The sequence below is a fragment of the Thermophilibacter mediterraneus genome (genome assembly GCF_900119385.1).
In the GTDB taxonomy this organism is placed as follows: Bacteria; Actinomycetota; Coriobacteriia; order Coriobacteriales; family Atopobiaceae; genus Thermophilibacter; species Thermophilibacter mediterraneus.
The window spans coordinates 1-13,683 of record NZ_FPKO01000009.1 but is presented as its reverse complement, the minus strand read 5'-3'; the positions used below and the strand labels follow the sequence as shown (position 1 = coordinate 13,683).

At 67.2% G+C, this 13,683-nt stretch carries 13 protein-coding genes; 10 read left to right on the top strand and 3 right to left on the bottom strand.

Annotated elements, in window-relative coordinates; all coding sequences use genetic code 11:
• Nucleotides 1-77: 77 nt before the first annotated feature.
• The 5 genes from BQ7106_RS04775 to BQ7106_RS04755 all read left to right on the top strand — a co-directional run bounded on the left by BQ7106_RS04775 (nt 78) and on the right by BQ7106_RS04755 (nt 5,724).
• Nucleotides 78-1,790, top strand: coding sequence for an ABC transporter substrate-binding protein (locus tag BQ7106_RS04775; protein ID WP_129583801.1), 1,713 nt, complete (start codon nt 78-80; stop codon nt 1,788-1,790).
• A 114-nt stretch (nt 1,791-1,904) separates the two neighbouring features.
• Nucleotides 1,905-2,825 (top strand): ABC transporter permease, encoded by a 921-nt coding sequence (locus tag BQ7106_RS04770; RefSeq protein WP_072372160.1) that lies wholly within the window; start codon nt 1,905-1,907, stop codon nt 2,823-2,825.
• Nucleotides 2,826-2,834: 9 nt separating this feature from the next.
• Complete coding sequence (locus BQ7106_RS04765; protein WP_072372157.1) at nt 2,835-3,740, top strand: ABC transporter permease; 906 nt, start codon at nt 2,835-2,837, stop codon at nt 3,738-3,740.
• Between the two features lie 10 nt (nt 3,741-3,750).
• On the top strand, nt 3,751-4,740 hold the full coding sequence (locus BQ7106_RS04760; protein WP_072372154.1) for an ABC transporter ATP-binding protein: 990 nt from the start codon (nt 3,751-3,753) through the stop codon (nt 4,738-4,740).
• Between the two features lie 3 nt (nt 4,741-4,743).
• The gene (locus BQ7106_RS04755; protein WP_072372151.1) at nt 4,744-5,724 is read left to right on the top strand and encodes an ABC transporter ATP-binding protein; all 981 of its coding nucleotides are present in this window, start codon (nt 4,744-4,746) and stop codon (nt 5,722-5,724) included.
• A gap of 309 nt (nt 5,725-6,033) precedes the next feature.
• Here the strand turns inward: BQ7106_RS04755 and BQ7106_RS04750 are convergent, their stop codons facing one another.
• Nucleotides 6,034-6,891 carry a MurR/RpiR family transcriptional regulator gene (locus tag BQ7106_RS04750; RefSeq protein WP_072372148.1) on the bottom strand — a complete coding sequence of 286 codons (858 nt, stop codon included), beginning with the start codon at nt 6,889-6,891 and terminating at the stop codon, nt 6,034-6,036.
• Between the two features lie 227 nt (nt 6,892-7,118).
• Here BQ7106_RS04750 and BQ7106_RS04745 point away from each other — a divergent pair, with 227 nt between their 5' ends.
• From BQ7106_RS04745 to BQ7106_RS04730, 4 genes are all read left to right on the top strand, one after another.
• Entirely contained in the window at nt 7,119-8,561 is a 1,443-nt protein-coding gene (locus BQ7106_RS04745) for a glycoside hydrolase family 1 protein (RefSeq protein ID WP_072372145.1), read from the top strand.
• Between the two features lie 117 nt (nt 8,562-8,678).
• A complete protein-coding gene (locus BQ7106_RS04740) occupies nt 8,679-9,524 on the top strand; it encodes a Cof-type HAD-IIB family hydrolase (RefSeq protein ID WP_072372142.1) in 846 nt (281 codons plus the stop codon).
• A gap of 203 nt (nt 9,525-9,727) precedes the next feature.
• Entirely contained in the window at nt 9,728-10,777 is a 1,050-nt protein-coding gene (locus BQ7106_RS04735) for an inorganic phosphate transporter (protein ID WP_072372139.1), read from the top strand.
• A 93-nt stretch (nt 10,778-10,870) separates the two neighbouring features.
• Nucleotides 10,871-11,494, top strand: coding sequence for a DUF47 domain-containing protein (locus BQ7106_RS04730; protein WP_072372135.1), 624 nt, complete (start codon nt 10,871-10,873; stop codon nt 11,492-11,494).
• A 155-nt stretch (nt 11,495-11,649) separates the two neighbouring features.
• Here the strand turns inward: BQ7106_RS04730 and BQ7106_RS04725 are convergent, their stop codons facing one another.
• The gene (locus BQ7106_RS04725; RefSeq protein WP_072372132.1) at nt 11,650-11,886 is read right to left on the bottom strand and encodes a hypothetical protein; all 237 of its coding nucleotides are present in this window, start codon (nt 11,884-11,886) and stop codon (nt 11,650-11,652) included.
• A 63-nt stretch (nt 11,887-11,949) separates the two neighbouring features.
• Here BQ7106_RS04725 and BQ7106_RS04720 point away from each other — a divergent pair, with 63 nt between their 5' ends.
• Nucleotides 11,950-13,089 (top strand): aldo/keto reductase, encoded by a 1,140-nt coding sequence (locus tag BQ7106_RS04720; RefSeq protein ID WP_072372129.1) that lies wholly within the window; start codon nt 11,950-11,952, stop codon nt 13,087-13,089.
• An 83-nt stretch (nt 13,090-13,172) separates the two neighbouring features.
• Here BQ7106_RS04720 and BQ7106_RS04715 read toward each other — a convergent pair whose 3' ends face one another.
• Nucleotides 13,173-13,490 carry a hypothetical protein gene (locus BQ7106_RS04715; RefSeq protein ID WP_072372126.1) on the bottom strand — a complete coding sequence of 106 codons (318 nt, stop codon included), beginning with the start codon at nt 13,488-13,490 and terminating at the stop codon, nt 13,173-13,175.
• Nucleotides 13,491-13,683: the final 193 nt, after the last annotated feature.

The window sequence follows — 13,683 nt, the reverse complement described above, 5'->3', positions numbered from 1 at the left end:
GGCCTGAGGCCGCCTTCGCGGTCATTTTGCAGCGCGCCCGTCCCGAGGGAGGCGGGCGCTCGATGGGAGGAGCGCACATGAGCAAGGAGCAGATCTCGGGCGAGATGAGCCGGCACGGCATGACGCGTCGCGGCTTCCTCGGTGCCGTCGCGGCGACGGGCGCCACGGTCGCGGCGACGGGCCTCGCGGGCTGCAACGGCGGCGGCGGGACCGACGACGGCGGCGACGCGTCCGACGGCGGCCAGTCCGCGGTCGAGCTCATCGAGGCCGACGAGGAGGGCTTCGTCGTCCGCGCCACCAACACCGACGGCAAGGCGCCCGCCAACGAGTGCATCCTCGCCTTCGAGGGCGAGTTCCAGGAGATGCACCCGATGGACTGGTCGGACGGCAACTCCGGCAACGTCGTGTACTACATCTACGACTCGCTCTACGACCTGGACGAGAACTACGAGCTCGTCCCGCGCGCCGCTGACTCCTACGAGGTCTCCGCCGACGCCTGCACCTACACGTTCCACCTGCACGAGGGCATCACCTTCACCGACGGCACGCCGCTCGACGCCGCCGCCGTCGTCGCCAACTACGAGGCCGCCATCGACCCGGCCAACAACTGGCGCCGTCGCCGCATGTTCATCGAGAGCATCGACGAGAACACCGAGGAGACCCGCGTCGACTCCTGCACCGCCGTCGACGACTACACCGTCGAGTTCCACCTGCCCGAGCCCTACGCGCCGTTCATGAACTCGGTGACGCAGTTCTACCTCATCAGCCCCGCCGCCCTCGCCGACTCCAGCTGGGACTACTCCAAGCAGTCCGCGGGCTCCGGCCCCTACGTCCTGGAGGAGTACGCCCAGGGCGACCACGTCTCCATCGTCCGCAACGAGGACTACTGGGGCGAGGCCCCCTCGATCGACCGCGTCGACTTCCGCGTGGTCCCCGAGGCCGGCTCCCGCATCGCCGCCCTGCAGACGGGCGAGGCCACGGCCATCTACCCCATGCCCACCGACCAGGTTGCCACCGTGCGCTCCGCCGGCGACATCAACATGGTCTCCCTCGAGTCCACGACGATGCGCTACGTCACGCTCAACACCAACTACGAGCCGCTCTCTGACGTCCGCGTGCGCCAGGCCCTGAACTACGCCCTCAACCAGGACGAGTACGTCAACGTCATGTACTCCGGCGCCGCCACGCCCGCCACGTCCGTCCTGCCCGAGATGGTCCCGGGCTACAAGGCGCAGACCCCCTACGAGTACGACCTCGAGAAGGCCAAGAGCCTGCTCGAGGAGGCCGGCTACGCCGACGGCTTCGAGGTCAGCGTCATCTGCGACAACTCCACGCAGGAGACCAAGGGCGCCACGTTCGTCATGCAGCAGCTCGAGCAGATCGGCGTCACGGTGAACGTCCTGCCCAACGAGGCCGCGACCAACGCCGAGATCGCCGCCGAGCCCGAGGACACCACCGAGCTCCAGATGTGGTACGTCAACTGGTCCCAGTCCGACCCGGACGGGTTCCTGCGCTCCCTGCTCTCCAGCGCGATGGTGCCGCCCACCGGCTACAACACCGCCTTCTGGAGGAACGACGAGTTCGACTCCGAGCTCGAGGCCGGCAACGCCGCCCCGACGGTGGAGGAGCAGAACGAGCACTACGGCAAGTGCCAGGACATCGCCTGGGAGGAGTGCCCGTGGCTGTACCTCGCGAGTGACAACACGCTGCTCTCCTACAAGGCCTACCTCAACGGCATCAAGTACGTGCCGCAGGGCATCGACGTCATCCACGCCACGCTGAACGTCTAAGGGGAGAAGAGCCCGCGGGCTCGCGCCCCTAACCTGGGACGAAAGCGCCAGCCCCCGGACCCGGGGGCTGGCTTCTTCACTTACCGGCACCCATGAGACAAGGAGGGGGGCTATATGGGTAAGTACGTCGTCAAGCGTGTGCTGAGCATGATTCCGCTGATGTTCGTCGTCTCCATCATCGTCTTCCTGTTCATCCGCCTGATCCCGGGCGACCCGGCCCGCATGATCGGCGGCCCCACGGCCACCGCGGGCGAGATCGCCGCCATCCGCAGCCAGCTCGGCCTCGACCAGCCGCTCATTCCGCAGTTCGTCCAGTGGCTCGGCGGGATCTTCCAGGGCGACCTGGGGCACTCGTTCACGAACAACACGTCCGTGGTCGAGCTCCTCGCCCCGCGCCTGCCGATCACCATGTACCTGACCATCTGCTCGATTACCTGGTCGGTCATCCTGGGCGTCATCATCGGCGTCGTCGCCGCCGTCAACCGCGGCCGCGCGCTCGACCTCATCGGCATGCTCATCGCCATCGCCGGCATCTCGCTGCCCAACTTCTGGCTCGGCCTGCAGCTCATGCAGATCTTCGCCGTCAACCTGCGGCTCCTTCCCACGGGCGGCCTCACGGACTGGACGGGCTACATCCTGCCGTCGGTTGCCATGGGCGCCGGCATCATGTGCATCCTCGCGCGCGTGACCCGCTCGTCCATGATCGAGAACCTCGGCAAGGACTACATCCGCACCGCCCGTGCCAAGGGCCTCCCGGAGTCCCGCGTCATCATGGTGCACGCCTTCAAGAACTCCTCGATCGACATCATCACCGTCACCGCCCTGCAGATCGGCGCCCTCATCGCCGGCTCGGTCGTCGTGGAGACGGTCTTCTCGATCCCCGGCCTCGGACGCCTGCTCGTCGACTCGATCGGCTTCCGCGACTACGAGGTCGTCCAGGCGCTCATCCTGTTCTTCTCGTTTGAGTACATGGCCATCAACCTGATCGCCGACGTGCTCTACGGCATCATCAACCCGCGCGTGAGATACGAATAGGAGCGAGCGATGGCAGACACCACCACAAAGACGCCCGCTCAGGGCGAGTTCGCCTCAGGCGAGGAGCTGCCCAAGGCACAGGGCCGGGCAAAGGAGTTCATCAAGAAGTTCCTGCGCCGAAAGACGGCGGTCCTCGGCTTCATCGTCATCATCGCGATCCTCGTGCTCGCGGTGATCGGTCCCATGATCACCCCGTACGACCCCAACGCCTACGACTACAGCGCCATCCTCGCGGGCCCGAGCGCCGCGCACATCTGGGGCACCGACGAGTTCGGCCGCGACGTGTTCTCGCGCATCATCGCCGGCACGCAGCTCTCCATCGGCACCGCCCTCACGGCGACGCTGCTCGGAACCGCCGGCGGCGTGGTCCTCGGCCTCATGGCCGGCTTCTTCGGCGGGATCCTCGACTCGATCGTGATGCGCATCTGCGACGTCATGTTCGCGTTCCCCTCGATCCTGCTCGCCATCGCCATCGTGGCCATCATCGGCCCGGGCATCACCAACATCATGATCGGCCTCGCCGTGTTCACGGTGCCCTCGTTCGCCCGCATCATCCGCGGCGCCGTGCTCGAGGTGCGCGGCGAGCTCTACGTCGAGGTCGCGAAGTCGATCGGCTGCAGCAGCGCCCGCACCATGTTCGTGCACGTGTTCCCGGGCACCATGCAGGCCCTTATCGTCAACTTCACGATGAACATCGGCGGCGCCATCCTCTCGGCCTCCTCGCTGTCGTTCCTCGGCTTCGGCGCGTCGGTCACGCAGGCGGAGTGGGGCGCCATCCTCTCGCAGGGGCGCAACTACCTCGCCATCGCGCCGCACCTCGTCCTGTTCCCGGGCCTCGTGATCTTCATCACGGTGCTCGCGTTCAACCTCTTCGGCGACGGTCTGCGCGACACGCTCGACCCCAAGCTCAACTAGGGAGGTTCTCATGGCTGAAACACTGCTCGAGGTCAAGAACCTCAAGACCGAGTTCAAGCGCGGCAAGAAGGACTGGATCACGGCCGTCAACGGCGTCTCCTTCCAGGTCCGCGCGGGCGAGATCGTGGGCCTGGTGGGCGAGTCGGGCTGCGGCAAGTCCGTGACCTCGCTCTCCGTCATGCGCCTGCACTCCAAGCTCAACACCCGCCTCACGGGCGAGATCAAGTTCGACGGCAAGAGCATCCTCGACATGTCCGAGGCCGAGATGCGCTCGATCCGCGGCAACGAGATCTCGATGATCTTCCAGGAGCCCATGAGCGCGCTCGACCCCATCATGCGGATCGAGAACCAGCTCACCGAGGCCATCTCGCTGCACAACAAGGGCCTCTCCAAGCAGGACATCCACGAGCGCTGCGTTCGCGCGCTCAAGCTCGTGGGCATCCCCGAGCCCGAGATGACGCTGCGCAACTACCCGCACGAGCTCTCCGGCGGCATGTGCCAGCGCGTGATGATCGCCATGGCCATGGCATGCGAGCCCAAGCTGCTCATTGCCGACGAGCCCACCACGGCGCTCGACGTCACCATCCAGGCGCAGATCCTCGCCCTCATGGAGGACATCCGCAACAAGCGCAACACGGGCATCCTGCTCATCACCCACGACCTCGGCGTCGTGGCCGAGACGTGCAGCCGCGTCATCGTCATGTACGCGGGCAACATCGTCGAGGAGGCGCCCGTCAAGGAGCTCTTCCGCAACCCGCAGCACCCCTACACCAAGGGCCTCATCGAGTCCGTGCCCAAGCTCGGCCGCCGCGTGCACCGCCTGCCGTCCATCCCCGGCTCGGTGCCCGACCTCTCGGTCATGCCCGAGGGCTGCCGCTTCGCACCGCGCTGCAAGTACGCGCAGGCCTCGTGCGCGCAGCGCCCGCCCGAGCTCGTCAAGGTGGGCGAGGACCACAAGTGCGCCTGCCCCTTCCACGAAAACGTCAGAAAGGGGGCCTAGGCCATGGCAGCTGAGAACAAGCCCCTGCTCTCCGTGCGCAACGTCTCCAAGCAGTTCCCGGTGGGCAAGAGCTTCTTTGGCCGTCCCAACAAGTGGGTCCACGCGGTCAACAACGTGAGCTTTGACATCTACCCCGGCGAGACCTTCTCGCTCGTGGGCGAGTCGGGTTGCGGCAAGTCCACCACGAGCCGCCTCATCAATCGCCTCATCGAGCCCGACGAGGGCGAGATCGTCTTCGAGGGCAAAGACATCGCGCACCTGCCCGAGAAGGAGGTCAGGCCGCTGCGCTCCGAGATGCAGATGGTCTTCCAGGACCCGTACGGCTCGCTCAACCCGCGCATGAAGGTCCAGGACATCATCGGCGAGCCCATGCTCATCCACACGAAGATGTCCCCGGGCGAGCGCCTCAAGCGCGTGCACGAGCTGCTCGGCGTCGTGGGCCTCTCCCCGGCGCACGGCGAGCGCTACCCGCACGAGTTCTCCGGCGGCCAGCGCCAGCGCATCGGCATCGCGCGCGCCCTCTCGGTGAACCCCAAGCTCATCATGGCCGACGAGCCGGTCTCGGCCCTCGACGTCTCCATCCAGGCGCAGGTCCTCAACCTCCTGCGCGACGTCCAGGAGGAGTACAACCTCACGTACCTCTTCATCTCCCACGACCTCGCCGTGGTCGAGATGATCTCGGACCGCATCGGCGTCATGTACCTCGGCCACATCATGGAGATCGCCCCCAACGAGGAGCTCTACGCCGACCCGCAGCACCCCTACACCCAGGCGCTGCTCTCCGCCGTCCCCGTGGCGGACCCGGAGATCGAGAAGAAGCACGTGCTCATCGAGGGCGACCTGCCCAGCCCCACCAACATCCCCAAGGGCTGCCCGTTCCACACGCGCTGCCCGCGCGCCACGGACAAGTGCAAGGGCGAGGTGCCCCCGACCATGGAGGTCAAGCCCGGCCACTTCGTGAACTGCCACTTCCCCGGCAAGTAGGGGCACTTCCGCGTCACGCCTCGCGGGCCGTCGGGTCTTGTGCCCGGCGGCCCGTTCTCGTCTCGCGGGGGGCGGCCCGCGCCCATGTGCCGGTTCGCGCCGCGCCCGAGCGCCGAATGACCTGCTTCGGATGGCCTGCCTCGGATGACCTGCTTCGGATGACCTGCGCCGAAACGGAGCATCTAGCGAAAATCGACCCCTCAGGGGGCCATTTTTCGTCAAATGCTCCGTTTCGCCGAGGCGCCCGGCGGCCCGCCCGGCCCCCGAAGACCCGCCCTGCGCCCGGCCGCACGCTCGTCCCGGGTGCCCTCAGCCCTCCGTCGTCGGGAGGCGCGTGAAGGGCAGCGACGCCTCCAGGAACGCGAGGCTCTCGTCGTAGGTGCGGGCGAAGAGGCACCCGAAGAGCGCGTCGAGCACGAACTGCACGCCGATGTGGCTCGCGAACTGCGTGATGCGGTCCTGGAGGTCCTCGCGGTCGCTCACGGCGAGGTAGACGTCGAGGCCCGGGTTGCGCCGGTGCGCCGCGGGCGTGCCCACGAAGATGACCGGCACGCGGCGCTCCGCGAGCAGCGGGACGAGGCGGCGCAGGTGCGGGTTGAGGCCGGAGTAGGAGATGACCACGGCGGCGTCCCGCTCGTCCGAGACCAGCGCGCGGCGGGTCTGCCGCTCGTCGCGCTCGTGGCAGGTGACCTCGCGCCCCACCGAGACCAGGCGCTCGCAGAGCATCTGCGCCGGGAAGAGGTTGTGGGACTGCGTGTAGATGTCGACGCAGCGCGCGCGGGCGAGCAGGTCGGCGGCGCGCTCGAGCTCTGCCGTGTCGAGCAGCTCGCGGGTGTCGCGCAGCGTCGCCTCGTAGAGCGCCTGGAGGTGCGCCGCGACGCTGCCGGACCCCTCGCCGGCGACGAACGGGAAGTTGATGTCCACCGGCGTCGCCCCCGCCTCGAACGCCGAGGCGCGGGCGAGCTCGACCTTGAGCTCCTTGTAGCCCGCGAGGCCGAGCTTCCTGCAGAACCGGTGCGCGGTCGGGACGGAGACCGACGCCGCCCGCGCGAGCTCCTTGATCGTGAGCCGCTGGACCCGCTCGCCCAACGCGAGCACGCTCTGGGCGAGCTGCTGCTCCGCCGGCGTGAGGTCCGTCGCCTCCCTGATGCGCCGCCTGACGTCCATGGTCCTCCCATCCGTCGCCGTCCGCCCCGCGTGCCCGGCCCTGCGCGCACGCCCCTTCGAAGATGCCCTCAAAAAAGATATCAGAAGATATCAGCTCATCCTGTCCGCATATCGTGTCCTGCGAAAAGAACTATCCACTTTGCTGATACGCCCGCTTTTGCCCTTTCATTGGAGCATACTGTCCCCAGCGACAACGCAGAGAAGGACACGACGAAAGGCGGTACATCATGGCAGTTACCTTCCCCAAGGGCTTCTTCTGGGGCGGCGCGACGGCCGCGAACCAGCTCGAGGGCGCGTGGGACGTCGACGGGCGAGGCCCCAGCGTCGACGACCACTTCCTGGGCGGCTCCGTTGACACCCCGCGCGAGATCACGATCTCGATCGACCCCGACCGCTTCTACCCCAACCACGACGGCATCGACTTCTACCACCGCTACGAGGAGGACATCGCGCTCTTCGCCGAGATGGGCTTCAACATGTTCCGCATGTCCATCGCCTGGAGTCGCATCTTCCCCACGGGGGAGGAGACCGAGCCCAACGAGGCGGGCCTCGCCTTCTACGACCGCGTCTTCGACTGCTGCCGCGCGCACGGCATCGAGCCCCTGGTGACGCTCAGCCACTACGAGATGCCCTATGCGCTCGTCGAGAAGTACAACGGCTGGGAGTCCCGCGAGCTGATCGTCCTGTTCGAGCGCTACGCCCGCTGCGTGCTCGACCGCTACCACGAGAAGGTCACCTACTGGCTCACGTTCAACGAGATCAACCTGGGGACCTCCGCGGCGGGCGCGCTCTTCGAGACGTCCATGATCCGCGGCTTCGAGGGCCCGGGCTCCGAGGTGGTCGTCACGCCGCAGCAGTGCTACCAGGCGCTCCACCACCAGTTCGTGGCGAGCGGGCGCGTGGTTCGCTACGCCCACGAGAACTACCCCGAGCTCAAGATGGGCAACATGGACTGCTTCATCCTCACGTACGCGGCCACGTGCGACCCCGCCGACGTGTGGGCCAACGAGCTCGAGATGAACCGCATGAACTGGTACTGCTCCGACGTGCAGGTGCGCGGCGCCTACCCGTTCTACGCGCGCCGCTACTGGCGCGAGAACGGCATCGAGCTCGACGTGCGCGACGGCGACCTCGATGACATCGCCGACGGAAAGGTCGACTTCTACACGTTCAGCTACTACATGTCCAACACGGTGACCACGCACGAGGGCGCCGAGACGACCGGGGGCAACATGGTCTCCGGCGGCAAGAACCCCTACCTCGAGAGCACGGACTGGGGCTGGCAGGTCGACCCCACGGGCCTGCGGGTGGCGCTCAACCAGATCTACGCGCGCTATCAGATCCCGATGATGGTCGTGGAGAACGGCATGGGCGCCCTCGACGAGGTGGTCGAGGAGGACGGCGAGAAGCGCGTGCACGACCAGTACCGCATCGACTACCTCGAGAAGCACGTCGCCGCCATGGGCGAGGCTGTCGCCGATGGCGTGGACCTCATCGGCTACACCTGGTGGGGCCCGATCGACCTGGTCAGCGCCGGCACCGGCGAGATGCGCAAGCGCTACGGCTTCATCTACGTGGACAAGCACGACGACGGCACGGGCGACTACTCCCGCATCCGCAAGGACAGCTTCTACGCCTACCAGAAGATCATCCGCTCGAACGGCCTGTAAATTGGGGCCGGGTCCCGATTACCAGAGAAATGAGGACGGGCCCGGATTGCTGACGAGACGAGGCGGGGCGGGCGGCACCGGAGATGTGCTGCCCGCCCCGCCCGCCGAGGAGGACGCATGTCTGACAAGAAGATCGTGTTTCTCGACGTGGACGGCACCATCGTCACGTATGACAACGTGCTGCCGGCGTCAGCCGCCCGCGCCATCCGCGAGGCGCGCGCCAACGGTCACAGGGTCCTCATGTGCACCGGGCGCAGCAAGGGCGAGGTCCAGCCCGAGCTCGAGGAGCTCGGCTTCGACGGCATGCTCGGCGGCAACGGCGCCTACGTCGAGGTGGAGGGACGCGTCGTCATGCACCGGCTCGTGACGTCGGAGCAGTGCCGCCGCATCGTCGACTGGTGCCACGAACGCGGCCTCGCCTTCTACCTCGAGAGCAACACGGGCCTCTTCGCGAGCGAGAACTTCCGCGAGGCCGGTCGCGCGGCGGTCCTCGCCTACCAGCTCGGGGAGGGCGAGCCCGTCCCCGCGGACGCCGGCGTCGAGGACGTCTTCCCGCTGCTGCGCTACGGCTGCGAGCTCTATCGCGATGACGTCAACAAGGTGAGCTTTGCCCTCACGAGCTATCAGGACTACCTCGACGCCCGTCGCGACTTCCCGGACATGAAGGTGGGCACCTGGGGCGGCGTGGACGAGCGCGCGCTCTTCGGCGACCTGGGGCCCGCCGGCGTCGACAAGGCCGTCGCCGTGCGCGCGGCCGTCGAGGCCATCGGGGCCGACATGGCGGACACCATCGCCTTCGGCGACGCGAAGGTGGACATCCCCATGCTCGAGGCCTGCGCCGTGGGGGTCGCGATGGGGTCGGGCGGCCCGGAGATCCGCGCCATGGCCGACTTCGTCACCGCGGGCGTCGATGAGGACGGCCTCTGGAAGGCCTTCTGTCACCTGGGCCTCGTGGGGGAGTGAGGCCGGTCTGGGACAGTGGGGACGGAGGTGTGACACACCCCCCCGTCCCCACTGTCCCAATGTAAGCTCTTTGTAAGCTACTGCCAAACGGCAGGCTGAGGACCGTTCTTCTCGCCTGAGCGCGCGTGGCATTACGCTATCCTTATCAGTCGTTTACAGAATCGTGACATTTACGTATCCGACCGTAGGGAAGCGAGCCCCGAGTGATTAGCTTTGACCAGTTCCTCGGCGTCCTGTCGAGCAATCCCTTCCTGATCCTCGTCATGCTCCTCGTCATGGGGACCATCTTCGTGAACGGTGCGACCGACGCCGCCAACGCCATCGCCGAGCCCGTGGGCACGCGCTCGATCAACGTCGACAACGCGATCCTCATGTCGGTGATCTGCAACTTCGTGGGCCTCGTGGCCATGTCGTTCATCTCCACCGCCGTCGCGGACACCATCTCGGGGATGGTCGACTTTGGCGGCGACTCGCACGCGGCGCTCATCGCGCTTGCCGCGGCGACGGTGGGCATCGTGGCCTGGGGCCTGGGCGCCTGGGCCTTTGGCATCCCCACCTCCGAGAGCCACGCGCTCATCGCCGGCCTCACGGGCGCCGCCCTCGCCGTCCAGGGAGGCCTCGACGGCGTCAACATGGGAGAGTGGATCAAGGTCGTCTACGGCCTCGTGCTCTCCACCGGCCTGGGCTTCGCCGCGGGCTGGGTGATCTCGAAGGTCATTCCCATCGCGTGCAGAAACGCCGACCGCCGCACGGCCAACAACTTCTTCGGGCGCATGCAGGTGCTCGGCGCCGCGGGCGTGGCGCTCATGCACGGGGCGCAGGACGGCCAGAAGTTCATGTCCACCGCCATGCTCGCCATCGCGCTCTCGCTCAACCTGACGGTGGGGGAGATGGGCGGCTTCCCGCTCTGGATCATGGTGCTGTGCGCCGCGGTCATGGCCATCGGCACCGCGGTGGGCGGCAAGAAGATCATCAAGAAGGTCGGCATGGAGATGGTGCGGCTCGACAAGTACCAGGGCTTCGCCGCCTCGGTCTCGGCCACCGCGTCGCTTCTGCTGGCAACGCTGACGGGCCTGCCCGTCTCGACCACGCACACCAAGTCCGCCGCCATCATGGGCGCGGGCGCGGCCAAGGACCCCAAGTCCGTGAACTGGGGCGTGGCCAAGGAGATGGTCCTCACGTGGGTCTTCACGTTCCCCGGCTGCGGCGTCATCGGCTACGTCCTCGCCCGCCTGTTCCTCGTCCTGTTCTAGTCGCGCGTCGGCACGGCCGCCGCGTCGCCCGCGTCCCTGTTGGCTCGCGCCTCTGCCCGCACGTCCTTCTCGTCCACATGCAAAGGAGTCCACATGCCCCGCATCAAGAAGGAAGACGAGTTCTACACCATGCTCAAGGAGTTCGCCGCGCTCATCACCGAGACGGCTGACGCCTACAACAAGATCATCTGCGACTTCCCCTCGACCATGAGCTCCATTCCCCAGATGAAGGTCTTTGAGTCCACCGCCGACGAGCGCGTGAAGGCGATCATGGCCAAGCTCTACACCTCCTTCATCACGCCGATCGATCGCGAGGACATCAGCTCGCTGGCGCTCGCCATGGACGACGTCGTGGACTCCATGTACGGCGTCGCGGTGCGCATGGACCTCTTCAACCTCTCCGACCTGCGCCTCGAGGCCAAGCAAATCTCCGAGCTCACGGTGCACGCCGTCCACGAGATGCAGGAGATGATCTACCACCTGCCCGACTACAAGAAGGACCGCGTGGTGCTCGAGAAGGCCATCGAGATCGGCACCGTCGAGGACGAGGGCGACACCGTCTACCAGCAGGCGCTGCGCCGCCTCTTCTCCGACGAGGAGGCGAGCGGCAAGTACGCGGTCACGTGGCTGCGCATCTTCGACCGCATGGAGCTCTGCCTCGACGCGTGCGACCGCGTCTCGGGCATCGTGCGCGACATCATCATGAAGGACGCGTAGGGCGAGAAGAACGTCACGTCGCGGGTGAGGCCCGCCCAAGGCAGGCGCCCCGACCTTCACGCAGGACTGCGCTTCGCGAAAGATCCTGCTTAGAAGGTCGGGGCGCCTGCCTTGGGTGGGCCGCGACGTGCGGGTTCTCTTACCGGCACGTGGGGTCAGAAGTCTATCTCGTCGTAATAGACGTTGTGGAGGCGTTCGAGCCAGGAGAAGAACTCGGTGGGAGAGAGGACGGGGATCGAGGAGGCAGCATAGTCGCCGGCGTTTCTGGTGACGATTGCCCGCGCCCCGATGCTCATGGCCGTCTGGTAGACGAGGGCGGCGTCGAAGTCGTCCCACGCCGACGCGAGCGCGAGGTCGACCTCGCGCTCTCCGGGCGTGTAGACGCTTCCCACCCGACGAGCGCGAGCGGTATACTTATAGTTGACACTTCGTTGCTTGCGGAGAGGGGAACCCACATGCTGTACAAGGACTTCAAGGGCCTCAGCCTTTCTCGCCTGGGCTTCGGCGCCATGCGCCTGCCGTGCGTCGAGGGCGAGGACGCCACGCCCGACCAGGCTGCCGTCGACGAGATGGTGGACTACGCGCTCGAGCACGGCGTGAACTACTTCGACACCGCGTGGGGCTACCACGGCGGGCAGTCCGAGATCGTGCTCGGCCGCGCTCTGGCGCGTCACCCGCGCGAGTCGTACTACCTGGCGGACAAGTTCCCGGGCTACGACCTCGCCAACATGGGCAAGGTCGCCGAGATCTTCGAGGAGCAGCTCAGGAAGACCGGTGCGGGCCACTTCGACTTCTACCTCTTCCACAACGTGTGCGAGATGAACGTGGAGGAGTACCTCAACCCCGCCCACGGCATCCTCGACTACCTGCTCGAGCAGAAGGCGGCGGGCCGCATCCGCCACCTCGGCTTCTCGGCGCACGGGGACATCCCCTGCATGGAGCGCTTCCTCGAGGCGTACGGCGAGCACATGGAGTTCTGCCAGCTCCAGATCAACTACCTCGACTGGGAGTTCCAGAACGCGCGCGGCAAGGTCGAGCTGCTCGGGCGCTACGGCATCCCCGTGTGGGTCATGGAGCCGGTGCGCGGCGGCAAGCTCGCGCGCCTCTCCGACGAGAACGCCGCGATCCTCGCCGGCGCGCGCCCGGACGCCGACCCGGTGGACTGGGCGTTCCGCTTCGTCCAGCAGATCCCGGAGGTCGTGGTGACGCTCTCCGGCATGTCCGATGCCGCGCAGCTCCGTCAGAACGTGGAGATCTTCTCCGCGGAGCGCCCGTTCGACGAGAGGGACCGCGCCGCGCTGCGCCGCGTGGTCGGTGACATGCTCGGCCGCCACACCGTCCCCTGCACGGCCTGCCACTACTGCACGAGCCACTGCCCGATGGGCCTCGACATCCCCAAGCTGCTCGAGCTGTACAACGAGGCAACGGTGACCGGCGGCAAGGGAGGCTTCATCCCGAGCATGTTCGTGGGGACGCTGCCGGAGGACAAGCGCCCGAGCGCGTGCATCGGGTGCGGGAGCTGCGCCGCGGTGTGCCCGCAGCAGATCGACATCCCCGGCACGCTCGCCGACTTCGCGGAGAAGCTCGCGGGGTAGGGCCGGGGTCTCCTCGCGCGGCGAGAAGGGCGACGGGGCGGGGCCGCGCCGGCGAGCGTGCCGGACGGCCCCGCCCCGCTTCGCTAGCGCTGCGGCGGCAGGGGCACGCCGCCGGGAAGCTCCCGTCGCCTCTTGTCGAGCGCCATGCCCAGGGCGACGAACACGGCGGCACCAGCGGTGATGAGAAGGGCCGTCGGCAGCGTGAGCATGTCGTTGATCGCAAGGGCGGCGAGAAGTGCCAGCAGTATGAGCGCCCCGTTGCAGATGGGCAGGTGCCGGAGGGCCCATCGGGCGGCCGTGGAGGCGCGAGACTCATCGAGGGCGAGGTTCTTGTCCAGGTAGCGCCCGAGCTCGCCGTAATAGATGATGTGGTGGCGCCTCAGGAGGCTGTTGATGTGCAATAGGAAGTGGTCCAAATGAGCGCCGGCTTCTGAGCAGCGCGTGCACCAGGAATTGAGCAGTTTGATCACGAGGGCCGCGCCCCCTGGACCAGGGGCGCGGCCCTCGCCGTAGGGTTGTCCCGGGCGGGCACTTTGGCGAGGCCGCCCGGGAAGGATGGAGGAGATGACCGTGCCCCTGGACACAAGGAATGAT

Excerpts from the sequence above, each read along its gene's own strand:
- BQ7106_RS04775 (WP_129583801.1), top strand. The coding sequence starts at position 78 with ATGAGCAAGGAGCAGATCTCGGGCGAGATGAGCCGGCACGGCATGACG.
- BQ7106_RS04770 (WP_072372160.1), top strand. The coding sequence starts at position 1,905 with ATGGGTAAGTACGTCGTCAAGCGTGTGCTGAGCATGATTCCGCTGATG.
- BQ7106_RS04765 (WP_072372157.1), top strand. The coding sequence starts at position 2,835 with ATGGCAGACACCACCACAAAGACGCCCGCTCAGGGCGAGTTCGCCTCA.
- BQ7106_RS04760 (WP_072372154.1), top strand. The coding sequence starts at position 3,751 with ATGGCTGAAACACTGCTCGAGGTCAAGAACCTCAAGACCGAGTTCAAG.
- BQ7106_RS04755 (WP_072372151.1), top strand. The coding sequence starts at position 4,744 with ATGGCAGCTGAGAACAAGCCCCTGCTCTCCGTGCGCAACGTCTCCAAG.
- BQ7106_RS04750 (WP_072372148.1), bottom strand. The coding sequence starts at position 6,891 with ATGGACGTCAGGCGGCGCATCAGGGAGGCGACGGACCTCACGCCGGCG.
- BQ7106_RS04745 (WP_072372145.1), top strand. The coding sequence starts at position 7,119 with ATGGCAGTTACCTTCCCCAAGGGCTTCTTCTGGGGCGGCGCGACGGCC.
- BQ7106_RS04740 (WP_072372142.1), top strand. The coding sequence starts at position 8,679 with ATGTCTGACAAGAAGATCGTGTTTCTCGACGTGGACGGCACCATCGTC.
- BQ7106_RS04730 (WP_072372135.1), top strand. The coding sequence starts at position 10,871 with ATGCCCCGCATCAAGAAGGAAGACGAGTTCTACACCATGCTCAAGGAG.
- BQ7106_RS04720 (WP_072372129.1), top strand. The coding sequence starts at position 11,950 with ATGCTGTACAAGGACTTCAAGGGCCTCAGCCTTTCTCGCCTGGGCTTC.